10 protein-coding genes and 2 pseudogenes are annotated in these 14,024 nt (G+C 68.8%); 4 read left to right on the top strand and 8 right to left on the bottom strand.

Annotated elements, in window-relative coordinates:
* Nucleotides 1–79 precede the first annotated feature (79 nt).
* The 5 genes from BG90_RS25055 to BG90_RS25035 all read right to left on the bottom strand — a co-directional run bounded on the left by BG90_RS25055 (nt 80) and on the right by BG90_RS25035 (nt 7,201).
* On the bottom strand, nt 80–1,225 hold the full coding sequence (locus BG90_RS25055; RefSeq protein WP_010119399.1) for a DUF2827 domain-containing protein: 1,146 nt from the start codon (nt 1,223–1,225) through the stop codon (nt 80–82).
* 141 nt (nt 1,226–1,366) lie between these two features.
* Nucleotides 1,367–3,367 (bottom strand): acetyl-CoA carboxylase biotin carboxylase subunit, encoded by a 2,001-nt coding sequence (locus BG90_RS25050; RefSeq protein WP_010109372.1) that lies wholly within the window; start codon nt 3,365–3,367, stop codon nt 1,367–1,369.
* A 113-nt stretch (nt 3,368–3,480) separates the two neighbouring features.
* Nucleotides 3,481–4,266, bottom strand: coding sequence for an enoyl-CoA hydratase/isomerase family protein (locus tag BG90_RS25045; protein WP_010119401.1), 786 nt, complete (start codon nt 4,264–4,266; stop codon nt 3,481–3,483).
* Nucleotides 4,267–4,374: 108 nt separating this feature from the next.
* Nucleotides 4,375–5,982 carry a carboxyl transferase domain-containing protein gene (locus tag BG90_RS25040; protein WP_010119403.1) on the bottom strand — a complete coding sequence of 536 codons (1,608 nt, stop codon included), beginning with the start codon at nt 5,980–5,982 and terminating at the stop codon, nt 4,375–4,377.
* A 22-nt stretch (nt 5,983–6,004) separates the two neighbouring features.
* Nucleotides 6,005–7,201: an isovaleryl-CoA dehydrogenase gene (locus tag BG90_RS25035; protein ID WP_010119405.1), complete on the bottom strand. Its 1,197-nt coding sequence runs from the start codon at nt 7,199–7,201 to the stop codon at nt 6,005–6,007.
* A 204-nt stretch (nt 7,202–7,405) separates the two neighbouring features.
* On the opposite strand from BG90_RS25035, the gene BG90_RS25030 reads away from it, so the two are divergent.
* A complete protein-coding gene (locus tag BG90_RS25030) occupies nt 7,406–8,170 on the top strand; it encodes a TetR/AcrR family transcriptional regulator (RefSeq protein WP_010109377.1) in 765 nt (254 codons plus the stop codon).
* A 46-nt stretch (nt 8,171–8,216) separates the two neighbouring features.
* On the opposite strand, the pseudogene BG90_RS25025 reads toward BG90_RS25030, so the two are convergent.
* Nucleotides 8,217–8,622 (bottom strand): annotated as a pseudogene (locus BG90_RS25025) (RidA family protein).
* 238 nt (nt 8,623–8,860) lie between these two features.
* Between BG90_RS25025 and BG90_RS25020 the strand changes: the two are divergent.
* The 3 genes and pseudogenes from BG90_RS25020 to BG90_RS25010 form a co-directional block, all read left to right on the top strand.
* Nucleotides 8,861–9,124: pseudogene (locus BG90_RS25020) on the top strand (LysR family transcriptional regulator); the annotation flags it as partial.
* A gap of 90 nt (nt 9,125–9,214) precedes the next feature.
* Complete coding sequence (locus tag BG90_RS25015) at nt 9,215–9,868, top strand: hypothetical protein (protein ID WP_025990282.1); 654 nt, start codon at nt 9,215–9,217, stop codon at nt 9,866–9,868.
* Between the two features lie 127 nt (nt 9,869–9,995).
* Nucleotides 9,996–11,009: a DUF2891 domain-containing protein gene (locus tag BG90_RS25010; RefSeq protein WP_010109384.1), complete on the top strand. Its 1,014-nt coding sequence runs from the start codon at nt 9,996–9,998 to the stop codon at nt 11,007–11,009.
* Between the two features lie 522 nt (nt 11,010–11,531).
* On the opposite strand, the gene BG90_RS25005 is transcribed toward BG90_RS25010, so the two are convergent.
* Complete coding sequence (locus BG90_RS25005; RefSeq protein WP_025990283.1) at nt 11,532–12,950, bottom strand: MFS transporter; 1,419 nt, start codon at nt 12,948–12,950, stop codon at nt 11,532–11,534.
* A gap of 235 nt (nt 12,951–13,185) precedes the next feature.
* Complete coding sequence (locus BG90_RS25000) at nt 13,186–13,920, bottom strand: GNAT family N-acetyltransferase (RefSeq protein WP_010119412.1); 735 nt, start codon at nt 13,918–13,920, stop codon at nt 13,186–13,188.
* Nucleotides 13,921–14,024 lie beyond the last annotated feature (104 nt).

Genomic DNA, 14,024 nt, shown 5'->3' with positions numbered 1-14,024 from the left:
GGCGTGAAGAACCGGGACCGACGCGCGCGGCGCCGCGGCGAAGGCGCCGCGATCCCGGCCGCGTCCGCTCGCGCGACGCTCAGCGCCCGCAGTCGTTGACGAGATTCGCGAGCAGCGTGTCGTATTCGGCGACGAGCGCCGGGTTCTTCGACGTATAGCGGCGCAACAGGCCGCGCTGCCGCGCCGCGTAGCCTTCCCAGTCGTCGTCGTGCTCGCGCAGCACGCGCATCAGCGTTTCCGTCCCCGTCTGCACGTCGTTGTCCGGATAGTAGTAGCCGATGTCCGGCACGAGGTGCGCGTTGTGGACGAGCGGATAGCCCTGCCAGCAGACGTCGAAGTAGAAATAGTTGAGCGGGTTCTCCCACTGGTGCGACACGACGACGTCCGTGTATTCGGCGACGAAGGTCGGCGTGTCGAAACGGCCGACGAAGCTCGCCTTGCTCGCGCGGACGACATCCAGATAGTTCATCAGCATCACGAACTCCGGGCTCTCGTGCGCGAGACGCTCGGCGTTCGTCACGTGCGTGAACGCGATCGCGTCCGGATCGCGCCGATACGCTTCGTCGATGATCAGCATCGGATACACGCAGAACTTGACGACGTCGTGGTTCGGCTCCATCACGGTGAGCCGCTTCGCACGCTTGCCGCTCGGCCGGTACTCGCCGTGCGCGTGCATCAGCCGCGTGCGCTCGGTCAGGAACATCGGATCCCAGACGAACGGCACGACGCGCCCCGGACAGCGCCGCAGCGACTGCATGAACGGCAGCGACGACGGCGCGATTTGCGGAATCGCCCAGATCTCGTCGTAGCCGCGATTGATGAAAAGCGTATCCCACATCCGGCGGCCGAACAGGATCGACTGCGTCACGTGGATGTACTCGAAGCCGCAGCAGTAGCTGACGAGCTTCACGCCGCGCGCCTTCAGGTACGCGGTCTGCTCGCCGTCGATCTGGCCGCCGAGCTCGATCAGCACGTCGAGCGAATCCTTCATCTCGGTGAACGAGCGGGTGTCGAAAATCCGGCTGTCCCACGGCAACGCATCGGTGATCGGCACGTCGGTCGTATTGACGATCGTCACGCGATAGCCGCGTGACGATTTCATCAGCAGCTTCGCGAGAAACAGCGCGTTCTGCTTGATGCCGTTGATCCAAAGGCTCTCGTTCGGCTCGCGCAGGCCAATCGTGATACCGATGCGCAAGCCGTTCAAATCGACAGGGGATGTCATCACATGCTGGAGGGAAGGGAAGATCGCAGTGTAGCGCACCGCACGTTGCGTATTCCGCGCTACCGCCCGCACCACCATTCGAGTCTAGCGGACATCATGTGGCCGGACTGTCAGATATCGTTAATGTGCGCGCCGCCGCGCTCAACCCTGTCCCATTACGAGTAGCTGCGCGCCGTCCGCGACCTGGTCGCCCACCGCGTACAGCACCTCGCTGACGACGCCCGCGGCCGGCGCGCCGATCGTGTGCTCCATCTTCATCGCCTCCATCACGATGAGCGGGTCGCCCTGCTCGACCTTCTGCCCCGGCGCGACGAGCACCGCGATCACCTTGCCCGGCATCGGCGCGGTGAGCCGGCCTTCGCCTTCCGTCGAATCGGCCGCGTGCGCGAGCAGGTTGCGCCATTCGAACGCGCGTGCGACGCCCTGGCAGAACACGTGGAACGTGTCGCCGTCGACAAGGACGCGCCCGCTCGCGCGCACGCCGCCCAGCGTCACGTCGAAATCGAGCGGGCCCGCGCCGCGCGTCCATGCGAACGGCTTCGCGACGCCGCCGGCCTCGAGCGACTCGATCCCGCCCTTGTCCACATAGTGCGATTCGAGCGTCGCATCGTCGTCGAGCGCGCGCCATTCGATCGTCCGGCGGTAGCCGGCGTTCAGCCGCCAGTTCGGCAGCGCGCCCCACGGCGACGCCGCGCCGCCCGCGCCCGCCCGTTCGCGCTCGCGTGCGAAAAGCGCCGCGCACGCGAGGCCGAGCGCCGCCGCGGGCGCCGGCTGCGGTGCGAACAGCGCGTCGCGGTGGCGCTCGATCAGGCCGGTGTCGAGATCCGCGTCGGCGAACGGCCGGCTGACGACGATCCGCTGCAGGAACTCCGCATTCGTATGCAGGCCGACGACCTCGCACTCGCGCAGCGCGCGAGAGAGCGTCGCGAGCGCCTGCGCGCGCGTGTCGCCGTGGACGATCAGCTTCGCGATCATCGGATCGTAGAACGGCGTGATCGCATCGCCTTCGCGCACGCCGCTGTCGATCCGCACGGCCGCGCCGACGGCGAACTCGACGCCCTCCGGCAATCGCAGATGCTTCAGACGCCCGGTCGACGGCAAGAAGCCGCGCGCCGGATTCTCCGCGTACAGGCGCGCCTCGATCGCGTGCCCGTGAACCCGCAAGTCCGGCTGCCGAAGCGGCAGCGGCTCGCCCGCCGCGACGCGCAGTTGCCATTCGACGAGATCGAGGCCCGTGACCATCTCCGTCACCGGATGCTCGACCTGCAAGCGCGTGTTCATCTCCATGAAGTAGAACGTGTCGCCCGTCATGATGAATTCGACGGTGCCCGCGCCGACGTAGCGGACCGCGCGCGCGGCCGCGACGGCCGCCTCGCCCATCGCCTGCCGGACCTCGTCCGCGAGCCCCGGCGCGGGCGCTTCCTCCAGCACCTTCTGATGGCGGCGCTGCACCGAGCAGTCGCGATCGAACAGGTAAACCGCGTTGCCGTGCCTGTCGCCGAATACCTGCACTTCGACGTGGCGCGGACGCTGCAGATATTTCTCGATCAGCACGCGGTCGTTGCCGAAGCTCGCCGCCGCCTCGCGCTGGCACGACGCGAGCGCCGCCGCGAAATCGGCCGCGCGCTCGACGACCCGCATCCCCTTGCCGCCGCCGCCCGCGCTCGCCTTCAGCAGCACCGGATAGCCGATGCGGTCGGCTTCGCGCTGCAGCAGCGCGAGATCCTGGTCGTCGCCGTGATAGCCGGGCACGAGCGGCACCGCGGCCGCATGCATCAGCGCCTTCGCGGCGGCCTTCGAGCCCATCGCGGCGATCGCCTCGACGGGCGGCCCGACGAACACGATGCCCGCCTCCTCGCACGCGCGCGCGAAATCCTCGTTCTCCGACAGGAAGCCGTAGCCCGGATGGATCGCCTGCGCGCCCGTCGCGCGCGCGGCGTCGATGATGCGCTCGATCCGCAGATAGCTGTCGGCGGCGGCCGCGCCGCCGATGTGCACGGCCTCGTCGCACGCGGCGACGTGCTTCGCGTGCGCGTCGGCGTCCGAATAGACCGCGACACTCGCGATGCCGAGGCGTTTGCAGGTCGCGGCGACCCGGCAGGCGATTTCGCCGCGATTGGCGATCAGGATCTTGTCGAACATGGTGGGTCAGGAAACGGGGTGTCGGTAACGAATTCGGTTCGGTGCGCGAGCCGCGCGGCGGCGCCCGGCGCGGCCGCCGCGACGCCGTGACGCGCCCGGCGGCTCATGCCGCGTCACGCGCGCCACGACGGCGTGCGCTTCTCGAGGAACGACGCGACGCCTTCGCGCGCCTCGGCGCCGGCGCGCGTTTTCGCGATCCAGTCGGCGGTCTGTTCGATCAGCGCCGCGTCGAGCGCGCGGCCCGCGACGTCGCGCACGAGCGCCTTGCACGCGCGCACCGCCTGCGGGCCGTTCGCGCACAAGGTTTCGGCGAGCCTGGAAACGGTCGCGTCGAGCGCATCGGCGGGCACGCGCTCGTGGACGAAGCCGAGCTGCGCGGCCTTCGCACAGTCGAATACCTCGGCCGTCGCGAAATAGCGGCGCGCGGCGCGCTCGCCCATCGCGCGCACGACGTATGGCGCGATCGTCGCCGGAATCAGCCCGAGGCGCGCTTCCGACAGGCAGAATTTCACGTCCTCGGCCGCGACCGCGATGTCGCACGCGGCGACGAGCCCGACGCCGCCCGCGTACGCGTCGCCGTGCACGCGCGCGATCACGGGCTTCGCGCAGCGGTGGACCGCCTCGAGCATCCGCGCGAGCCGGCGCGCGTCGGCGCGATTCTCGTCGTCGGAGAAGCCCGCCATTTTCTTCATCCAGTTCAGGTCCGCGCCCGCGCAGAACGCCGGGCCGCGCGCGGCGAGCACGACCGCGCGCAGCGCCGGATTCGCGTCGATGCGGTCGAACGCGGTCGTCAGCTCGGCGATCATCGTCTCGTTGAACGCATTGCGCACATCGGGGCGCGCGAGCGTGACGGTCGCGACGCGGCCGTCATCGGTCACTTCGATCGTTTCATAGCGCATCGTCGGCTCCTGTCGGCCAGAGTTGGCGCTTCAGCGCTTTGTCGACCGGAATCAGCGCTTCAGCACTGACTCCGGTCCCATGCGGCGCGCCCTCGTCCCATGCAAAGTTCACATCCGGAACACGCCGAACCGCGTGTCCTCGATCGGCGCGTTCATCGCGGCGGCAAGGCCGAGGCCGAGCACGTCGCGCGTCTGCGCGGGGTCGATCACGCCGTCGTCCCACAGGCGCGCGCTCGCGTAGTACGGATGGCCCTGGCGCTCGTATTGATCGCGAATCGGCTGCTTGAACGCCTCTTCGTCTTCCGCCGACCATTCGCCGCCCTTCGCCTCGATCCCGTCGCGGCGCACGGTCGCGAGCACCGACGCCGCCTGCTCGCCGCCCATCACCGAGATGCGCGCGTTCGGCCACATCCACAGGAAGCGCGGACCGAACGCGCGCCCGCACATCCCGTAGTTGCCCGCGCCGAACGAGCCGCCGATGATCACCGTGAACTTCGGCACCTTCGCGGTCGACACGGCCGTCACCATCTTCGCGCCGTGACGCGCGATGCCTTCGTTCTCGTACTTGCGGCCGACCATGAAGCCCGTGATGTTCTGCAGGAACACGAGCGGGATCTTGCGCTGGCAGCACAGCTCGATGAAGTGCGCGCCCTTCGTCGCCGATTCGGAGAACAGAATGCCGTTGTTCGCGACGATGCCGACCGGGTGCCCCCAGATGTGTGCGAAGCCGGTGACGAGCGTCGTGCCGTAGCGCGCCTTGAATTCGTCGAATGCGGAATCGTCGACGATCCGCGCGATCACCTCGCGCACGTCGAACGGCTTCCTCGTGTCGACGGGAATCACGCCGTACAGGCTCTTCGCGTCGTAGCGCGGCGGCAGCGGCTCGCGCGGCGCGAGCGGCGCCGCGCCGCGCGAGCCGAGATGGCCGACGATCGTGCGCGCGATCGACAACGCATGCGCGTCGTTCTGCGCGAGGTGATCGGCGACGCCGGACAGGCGCGTGTGCACGTCGCCGCCGCCGAGATCCTCGGCGCTCACTTCCTCGCCGGTGGCCGCCTTCACGAGCGGCGGCCCGCCGAGAAAGATCGTTCCCTGGTTCTTGACGATGATCGACTCGTCGCTCATCGCGGGCACGTACGCGCCGCCCGCGGTGCACGAGCCCATCACGACCGCGATCTGCGCGATGCCCGCCGCCGACAGGTTCGCCTGATTGAAGAAGATCCGGCCGAAATGGTCGCGGTCAGGAAACACATCGTCCTGGTTCGGCAGGTTCGCGCCGCCCGAATCGACGAGGTACACGCACGGCAGCCGGTTCTCGGCCGCGATCTCCTGCGCGCGCACGTGCTTCTTCACGGTGATCGGATAGTAGGTGCCGCCCTTGACGGTCGCGTCGTTGCAGACGATCACGCACTCGCGGCCGGCGATCCGGCCGATGCCGGTGATGATGCCCGCGCCCGGCGCGTCGTCGTTGTACATCCCGCACGCGGCGAGCTGCGACAGCTCGAGGAACGGCGTGCCCGGATCGAGCAGTTGCGCGATCCGGTCGCGCGGCAGCAGCTTGCCGCGCGACAGATGCTTGTCGCGCGCGGCCGGCCCGCCGCCAAGCGCGAGCCGGTCGACCTTGTCGCGCAGATCGGCGACGAGCGCCTCGAGCGCCGCGGCGTTCGCGCGAAACTCGTCGGAACGCGGGTTCAGCTTGGATTCGATGATCGGCATCGCGTGGGCTCCGCGCGCGGGGTCAGGCCGTTTCCGCGAACAGCTCGCGGCCGATCAGCATCCGGCGGATCTCGCTCGTGCCGGCGCCGATCTCGTAGAGCTTCGCGTCGCGCCACAGGCGCCCGACCGGGTATTCGTTGATGTAGCCGTTGCCGCCGAGGATCTGGATCGCCTCGCCCGCCATCCACGTCGCTTTTTCCGCTGTGTAGAGGATCACGCCCGCGCAGTCCTTGCGCACCTGGCGCACGTGCGCGCCGCCGGCCGAGGCCGTGCCGCCCGCGTCGAGATGGCGGCCGACCGCGTACAGATAGGCGCGGCACGCCTGGAACGTCGTGTACATGTCGGCGATCTTGCCCTGGATCAGTTGGAATTCGCCGATCGGCTGGCCGAACTGCTTGCGGTCGTGAACGTATGGGATGACTGCGTCGAGGCAGGCGGCCATGATGCCCGTCGGGCCGCCCGCGAGCACCGCGCGCTCGTAGTCGAGCCCGCTCATCAGCACCTTCACGCCGCCGTTCAGCTCGCCGAGGATGTTCTCTTCCGGCACCTCGACGTCCTCGAACACGAGCTCGCCCGTGTGCGAGCCGCGCATCCCGAGCTTGTCGAGCTTCTGCGCGACCGAGAAGCCCTTCATCCCCTTCTCGACGATGAACGCGGTGATCCCGCGCGCGCCGGCGTCGGGCTCGGTCTTCGCGTAGACGACGAGCGTGTCGCAATCCGGGCCGTTCGTGATCCACATCTTCGTGCCGTTCAGCACGTAGCGCTCGCCGCGCTTGTCCGCGCGCAGCTTCATGCTGACGACGTCCGAGCCCGCGTTCGGCTCGCTCATCGCGAGCGCGCCGACGTGCTCGCCGGAGATCAGCTTCGGCAGGTACTTGCGCTTCTGCGCTTCGGTGCCGTTGCGGTGGATCTGGTTCACGCACAGGTTCGAGTGCGCGCCATACGACAGCCCGACCGACGCCGACGCGCGCGAGATCTCCTCCATCGCGACCATGTGCGCGGTGTAGCCGAGGCCCGCGCCGCCGTATTCCTCGGCGACCGTCATCCCGAGCACGCCCAGCTCGCCGAACTTGCGCCACAGGTCCATCGGGAACTGGTCGGTGCGGTCGATCTCGGCCGCGCGCGGCGCGATTTCCTTCGCGGCGAAATGCGCGATCGAATCGCGCAGCATCTCGATGTCTTCACCGAGCATGAAGTTCACGCCGGGCAGGTTGCTCATGTCTCCTCCGTCTCCAGGAAGTCCATGGAAGCACCGATTATTGAGTCTTGCTCAAATCGACGATTCCATCGGTTCATTGCCATATGCTGCGTAAATTTCCGCTAGTTTCGCGCCGGACCCGCGCGATCGTCAATAGTTTTTTGAGCGACACTCAGCTATGATCGGAAGCATCGCGACGCCCCCCGATTCCGCAGGAAAACCCGTATGACCGCCACTCAGAAAGCCGACCGCGCGGACGCGCCGCGCGCGCCCGCCGGACGCAAATCGCAGCAGCGCGTGCAGGACATCCTGCGCGCCGGACGAGAAATCTTCGCGGAGAAAGGCTACGAGCATGCGACCGCGGCGGAGATCGCGCAGCGAGTCGGCGTGTCGGAGGCGACCGTGTTCAGCTACTTTCGCGGCAAGCGGGAGCTGTGCGCGCGCGTGATCGCCGATTGGTACGACGAAATCATCGACGCGTTCGAGACCGGGATGCCGCGCGACGCGTCGGTGCGCCAGCAATTCGCATTCATCGTCCGCACGCACCTGCGGCTGATGCTCGTGAACGGCACGGGCCTCTGCGCGCTGGTGCTGTCCGAAGGGCGCGCGAAGCAGCACGCGCTCGCCGACGAGCTGACCGCCCTGCAGCGCCGCTACACGGCGCCGCTGATGGACGTGCTCGCGCGCGGACAGGCGGCCGGACAGGTGCGCGCCGACCTGCCGCTCAGCCTGTTGCGCTCGATGGTGTTCGGGCCGATGGAGCACGTGCTGTGGGACGCGATCCTCGGCCATCGAAAGCTCGATACCGAGACGACGGCCGAGCAGCTGATCGATCTATTGTGGACGGGGCTGCAGCCGCCCGCGCCGGAAAACGCGGCGCTCGTGCGCTTCAGGAGCGACGTCGCGGACGCGATGCGGCGGCTCGACGAAGCGTGCGCGCAGGCACAGCGCGAGCCGGCGACGAGCCGCAAGACGGAAAAGCCGGCGTAGCGGCAACGCGTGGTGACAGGCGGCCGCACGGCCCCGATTCGGCGTGCTAGCGCGCGGCGGGCTCCGGCAGCTTCGCGATCACCTTGATCTCGAACTGAAAGCCGTAGAGCCACGTCACGCCGATGCCGGTCAGCGTCGGATACGGCGCATCGCCCCAGTAGTCGGCGGCGACCTTCCAGATCGCGTCGAAATGCTCGGCGGGATCGACGATGAAGATCGTCACGTCGACGACATCGTCGAACGTGCAGTCGGCGGCCGAGAGAATCGCGTTCAGATTGTCGAACGCGAGCCTGACCTGGGCTTGCAGATCCGGCTCCGGCGCGCCGTCGGGCAAGCTGCCGACCTGCCCCGACACAAAAAGAAAGCCGTTGGAACGAACGGCCGGGGGAATAGCGGTTGCGCTCGTACAGCGCTTGACGCGCGGGCGGGAATACGACATCACGTGCGGACATCCGTCTTTTCCTTGAAGGTGAACGGATCGGTGGTAAATGGCGCGGCCGCGGCGACGAGCAAGCCGATGCTCGACACGCGGGCAATGAACCCATGAACGACTGCGGGACGGCATCGCCGCCGGACGACCGCGCACCGCGACGAAAAGACTGTAAGGGGTCCGTCGCGTCCGGATAAACACGCAAGACATACAATCACTGTTTGCCGTCGCCAAACAAACGCTGGACGCAGGGAGTTAAAGTGGATCGCTTCGATGCCTTGCAGGCTTTCGCACGCGTGGTCGAGGCCGGGAGCTTCACCAAGGCCGCGCAGACGCTCCACATCAGCAAGACCACCGTGGCTCAGCTGATCCAGCAGCTGGAGGCGCGGCTGCGCGTCAAATTGCTGAATCGCACCACGCGCCAGGTCAAGCTCACCGCCGACGGAGCCGCCTATTACGCGCGCATCGCGCGGCTGCTCGCCGACCCGGAAGAGGCCGACGCCAGTCTGTCGAGCGCGTCGGCGAAACAAATCTCCACACAAATCGGATCGACACTATCGGGTTAACCATGAGACGATCCGCGGCTCGTTAGATTTCCGTCGCTACTTCGCCACATGAATGTCCCGATGTCGCGCGCGGCCCTGGCCGCGATCCTGCTGGCGGCGTGCACGAACGCGGGAGCGCAGCCGCTGAGCGGCTCGCCGTCGAGCGCAACGCCGGCACCCCGGACGTCGCCGCCGCAAACGCGACCGCAAACACCGTCGCAAACGCCGCCGTCCGACACCGCCCAATCGCGTTCGCCGTCCTCTCGGAGCCTCGCCTCCCAAACGCTGTCCAAGCACGCGTCACCCGACGCGAAGCCGCAATACACCGCGCCGCTGCAGCGTAACTTCGCGTTCGCGCAGGATCAGGGCCGACAGGAAGAATGCGGCGAGCTCGCGTCGAAGATCGACAATCTGGCGCGCCAGGCGGAAGCGGCCGTGCGCTCGGCTCCGCCGACGCTGCTCGCGCCGAGCACGATCAACAACCCGACGCCGTGGAAAGTCCCCGCGCCCCCCGTCCATGAGCCGTCGCCGTCGCGGCCGCTGCCGTCCGCGAACGGCCATGCGCCGTCGAGCTTCGCGCCGCGCCCTTCCGACTACGGGAGCCGCCCGTGGTCCCACAAGCCGTACCCGTCGACCGAGAAGGAAGCGAAGGAGCAGCGCGAGCGCAGCGAAAAACAGATCGAGCTCGAAACCCGCTACCGCCGGCTGCACTGCCAGCCCTAGACGTCGCACCGCACTCCACGGTGGCGAGCGCGCGCCGCCGCATTTCATGCACGCGCGAGCCCCGGCGGGTAACATGACGTCGACCGCGGCACGCGCCACGCGCGCCGCTCCTCTCGACGCCTTCGCCATGACCGCCCGACAACTGACGCCCGCCCTCGCCTCGCAATTCGCGAACCTCGCGCTCGGCCACCTGACGCGCGAATATCCGAACAAGCTCACGCACTCGCTCGCCGGCCCGCAAGACGTGCGCGGCCCCCGCGCGCTGCATCCGATCTTCTACGGCAGCTACGACTGGCATTCGTGCGTGCACGGCTACTGGCTCGTCACGCGGCTGCTCGACGGATTTCCGGATCTGCCCGAGGCGCAGCGGATCGTCGCGACCGTCGACGCGCACTTCACCGCCGAGAACGTCGCCGGCGAAGCGGCATACCTGAACCTGCCGCACAACCGCGGCTTCGAGCGGCCGTACGGCTGGGGATGGCTGCTCGCGCTGTCCGCGCAGCTCGCGTCGATGACGTCCGAAACGGGCCGCCGCTGGTCGGCGACGCTCGCGCCGCTGACCGACATCTTCGTCGACCGCTTCACCGAGTTCCTGCCGAAGGCGACCTATCCGCTGCGCGTCGGCACGCACTTCAACACCGCGTTCGCACTGTCGCTCGCGCTCGATTTCGCGCGGCAGACGCAGCATGCGGCGCTCGAAGCGCTGATCGTCGACACCGCGCGGCGCTGGCACCTGCGCGACGCGGATTGCCAGGCGTGGGAGCCGGGCGGCGACGAGTTCCTGTCGCCGGCGTTGATGGAAGCGGAGCTGATGCGGCGCGCGCTGCCGGCGGCCGAGTTCCTGACGTGGTTCGACGCGTTCCTGCCGTCGCTCGCCGCGCGCGAGCCGGCAACGCTATTCACGCCGGCCACCGTCACCGATCGCACCGACGGCAAGATCGCGCACCTCGACGGCCTGAACCTGAGCCGCGCGTGGTGCCAGCGCTCGCTCGCGCGGGCGCTGCCGGACGGCGACCCGCGCAGGGCGGTGCTTGCCGATGCGGCCGACGCGCATCTCGCGAGCGCGCTCGCGCACGTTGCGGGCGACTACATGGGCGAGCACTGGCTCGCGTCGTTCGCGCTGCTTGCGCTGGAGGCTTGAGTCGAGCGGCGGACATGCCGCGATCGAATTCGGTGTGGCGTGGCCCGAGCGCGATGCCGCAGGTCGAGAGAGCCCGTCTCGAATCGACGAGGCTGGGGCTGACGCAAGCCGCGTCGAATGCAAAGCACGGGCGCGCAAGCTTAGCGGCCGACACGCCGAGCCGCACATGCACGCCCGGATCGGGCGCGCTGCGCAGATCAAGCCGGAAGCGAGCGTCGGACAACGCGGCGCTTGCGCGCGGCGCCGGCCCCATGCGCTACGCGCAACGGTGCGCGGATGATGCAAATGACGTCGCACCGATAGCCCGGACGATTCCGCCAGCGCGACATCCCGAGCGCATGCGGCGTCGGCATGCGATACGAATCCGGCGACGGAACCCTGCGACGCGCAGACGCCGGGCCTCGCAATCGGCACGCGCGCCGCACGAAGCAATGCGCGCCGCGCCGACGCGCTCGTCGCCACGCCGGACGGCACGCGCGCACGCTTCGAACGCACGCCCCCCCGCCGCCTGCCCGGCGCGAATCAATGCGAAATCGCCTCGAGCGCGATCCCTTTCGTTCTCGGCCCCATCAGCCCGATCGACGCCATCACGATCGCCATCGCGCCCGCGATGAACACGAACACGCCCGGCGTGCCGAATCCCTTCAGCACGGCCGCGATCGCGAACGACGTGAAGATCGCCGAGAAGCGGCTCCACGAATAGACGAAGCCGACCGCGCGCGCCCGGATCGCGGTCGGGAACAGCTCCGCCTGATATGCGTGGAAGCTGTAGGACATGATGTTGTTCGCGAGCGTCAGGCACACGCCGAGGGCGACGAGCAGCCACGCGGCCGACGCCTGGCTGAACATCAGCCCCGAGATCATCGCCGCGCCGGCCATCGCGACGATCGCCGTCTTGCGCTCGAAGCGGTCGGCGATCGCGAGGCCGATCAGCGGCCCGATCGGCGCCGCGAGCGCGATCACGCTCGAATACATGAGGCTCGTCGTGACGGTGATCCCCTGCTTGATGAGGAGCGTCGGCACCCAGTTCGCGAAACCGTAGAAGCCGACGGTCTGGAACACGTTGAAGACCGTCATCATCACCGTGCGCCTGCGGTACGGCGGCACCCACATGTCGCGGAACCGGCCGCGCGGCGCGACCGGCTCGGCGGGCGCGGGCGGCGGCAGCGGCCGGCCGTACTCGGCCTCGACCTTCGCCTCGAGCGCGGCGAGCACGCGCTCCGCTTCGTCGAGCCTGCCCTGCTGCGCGAGCCAGCGCGGGCTCTCCGGCAACTGGCGGCGAATCCACCAGACGAAGATCGCGCCGTGCGCGCCGATCAGCACGACCCAGCGCCAGCCGTCGAGGCCGAACGGCGCGCGCGGGACGAGCAGGTACGCGAGCAGCGCGACGACGGGCACGGCGACGAAGCCGACCGCCTGCTCGCACGCGAACGCGCGGCCGCGGATCTGTTTCGGGACCAGCTCGGAGATGTATGTGCCGATCGTCACCATCTCGACGCCGAGCCCGAGCCCGACGACGAAGCGCCAGAAGTTGAGGCTCGCGGCGGTGTCCTGGAACGCCATCACGACGTTCGCGGCCGTGTACCAGAGCAGCGACCACGTGAACACCGCGCGGCGGCCGAAGCGGTCGGCGAGGAAGCCGCACGCGATCGTGCCGATGAAAAGCCCCGCGAACAGCGCGGCGATGAAGCTCGCGACGCCCGTCGTGCCGAACAGGCCGTGCGTCGTCGCGGTCAGGATGCCGCTCTTCACGAGGCCGGGCGCGACGTAGCCGCTATAGAGCAGATCGTAGAGCTCGAAGAAGAAACCGAGACTCAGCAGCGCGACCAGTTTCCAGACGCTGCGGGTGGGCGGCAGCCGGTCGAGGCGCGCCGAGATGACGCCGGCGTCGATCGCCGCCGCGGACGCCGACGCGCGCGAGGCGCTTTCCATTGAAGCCATGGCGGGGGGTGTCTCCGAATGTCGTTGTGGCGAATGACGGCCGTGCGCGGCCGTTGGGGTGTCGGGCATTTTACCGGCCGGGCCGCGCATGGGTAGGGGCGCGCGCCCGTCGAATGCTCATCGGCCGCGCCGCCTGCGATCCAACGGCATCGCCGCCGCGCTCGAATCCGCTCGACGGTCGAGCGGCTCGCCCGCTCGATGCGCCCGGCACCCGCATCTGCGCCGTTCGCACGCGTCAGGCGTCGCTGCCGCGCGACGCCGCGATCAACGCGGCGAGCGACTGCCGCTGACGCCCCCGCTCGTCGAAATTCTCCGCGGCGAGCCACCGCCGGAAGGCCGACCGCAACGCCGGCCATTCATGGTCGACGACCGAATACCACGCGGTGTCGCGCGACCGTCCCTTGTAGACGACGGCCTGCCGGAACAGCCCCTCGTACGTGAAGCCGTAGCGAAGCGCCGCCGCGCGCGACGGCGCGTTGAGGCTGTCGCATTTCCATTCGAAGCGGCGATAGCCGAGCTCGTCGAACACGCGCTGCATCAGCAGGAACATCACTTCGGTGCCCGCGCACGTCTTCTGCAGCAGCGGCGAATAGGCGACGAATCCGACTTCGGTCACGCCGTTCGCCCGGTCGGTCCGCATCAGCGCGCAGGTGCCGACCGCCTTGCCCGTCGCCAGATCGACGATCGCATGGTGCAGCGGATCGTCGGTTTCGGCCGCCTTCGCGAGATACGCGCGATAGCGCGCGGCGTCGGCAAAGGGGCCGGCGCTCATGTACGTCCAGTCGCGGCCGTCGGCGGCCGATGCGTACGCCGCATACAGGTCGTCCGCATGCCGGCTCACGTCGACCGGCTCGACCCGGCAGAACCGGCCTTGCATCGGCGTGCGCGGCAGCGCGGAACGCGGCTGCCAGTCGGGCACCGGCGCGCCGATCGGCTGCCCGAATTCGTTGATAAAAGCGCTGTCACTCACTGGTTTGTCCCGGAACGATGGATGGATCGCGGATTCGAGCCGAAATTCGCGCCGGAGCCTGCCCGAAGGCCTCGGACCGCCGCCGACGACGCAGCGACGGCGGA

Origin of the sequence: Burkholderia oklahomensis C6786 (genome assembly GCF_000959365.1) — a bacterium.
GTDB lineage: Bacteria > Pseudomonadota > Gammaproteobacteria > Burkholderiales > Burkholderiaceae > Burkholderia > Burkholderia oklahomensis.
The sequence above is the reverse complement of the archived record's forward strand: the minus strand, read 5'-3'. Positions and strand labels throughout refer to the sequence as shown.

Excerpts from the sequence above, each read along its gene's own strand:
- BG90_RS25015 (WP_025990282.1), top strand. The coding sequence starts at position 9,215 with ATGAATGTCCCGATGTCGCGCGCGGCCCTGGCCGCGATCCTGCTGGCG.
- BG90_RS25050 (WP_010109372.1), bottom strand. The coding sequence starts at position 3,367 with ATGTTCGACAAGATCCTGATCGCCAATCGCGGCGAAATCGCCTGCCGG.
- BG90_RS25040 (WP_010119403.1), bottom strand. The coding sequence starts at position 5,982 with ATGCCGATCATCGAATCCAAGCTGAACCCGCGTTCCGACGAGTTTCGC.
- BG90_RS25035 (WP_010119405.1), bottom strand. The coding sequence starts at position 7,201 with ATGAGCAACCTGCCCGGCGTGAACTTCATGCTCGGTGAAGACATCGAG.
- BG90_RS25045 (WP_010119401.1), bottom strand. The coding sequence starts at position 4,266 with ATGCGCTATGAAACGATCGAAGTGACCGATGACGGCCGCGTCGCGACC.
- BG90_RS25010 (WP_010109384.1), top strand. The coding sequence starts at position 9,996 with ATGACCGCCCGACAACTGACGCCCGCCCTCGCCTCGCAATTCGCGAAC.
- BG90_RS25005 (WP_025990283.1), bottom strand. The coding sequence starts at position 12,950 with ATGGCTTCAATGGAAAGCGCCTCGCGCGCGTCGGCGTCCGCGGCGGCG.
- BG90_RS25030 (WP_010109377.1), top strand. The coding sequence starts at position 7,406 with ATGACCGCCACTCAGAAAGCCGACCGCGCGGACGCGCCGCGCGCGCCC.
- BG90_RS25055 (WP_010119399.1), bottom strand. The coding sequence starts at position 1,225 with ATGACATCCCCTGTCGATTTGAACGGCTTGCGCATCGGTATCACGATT.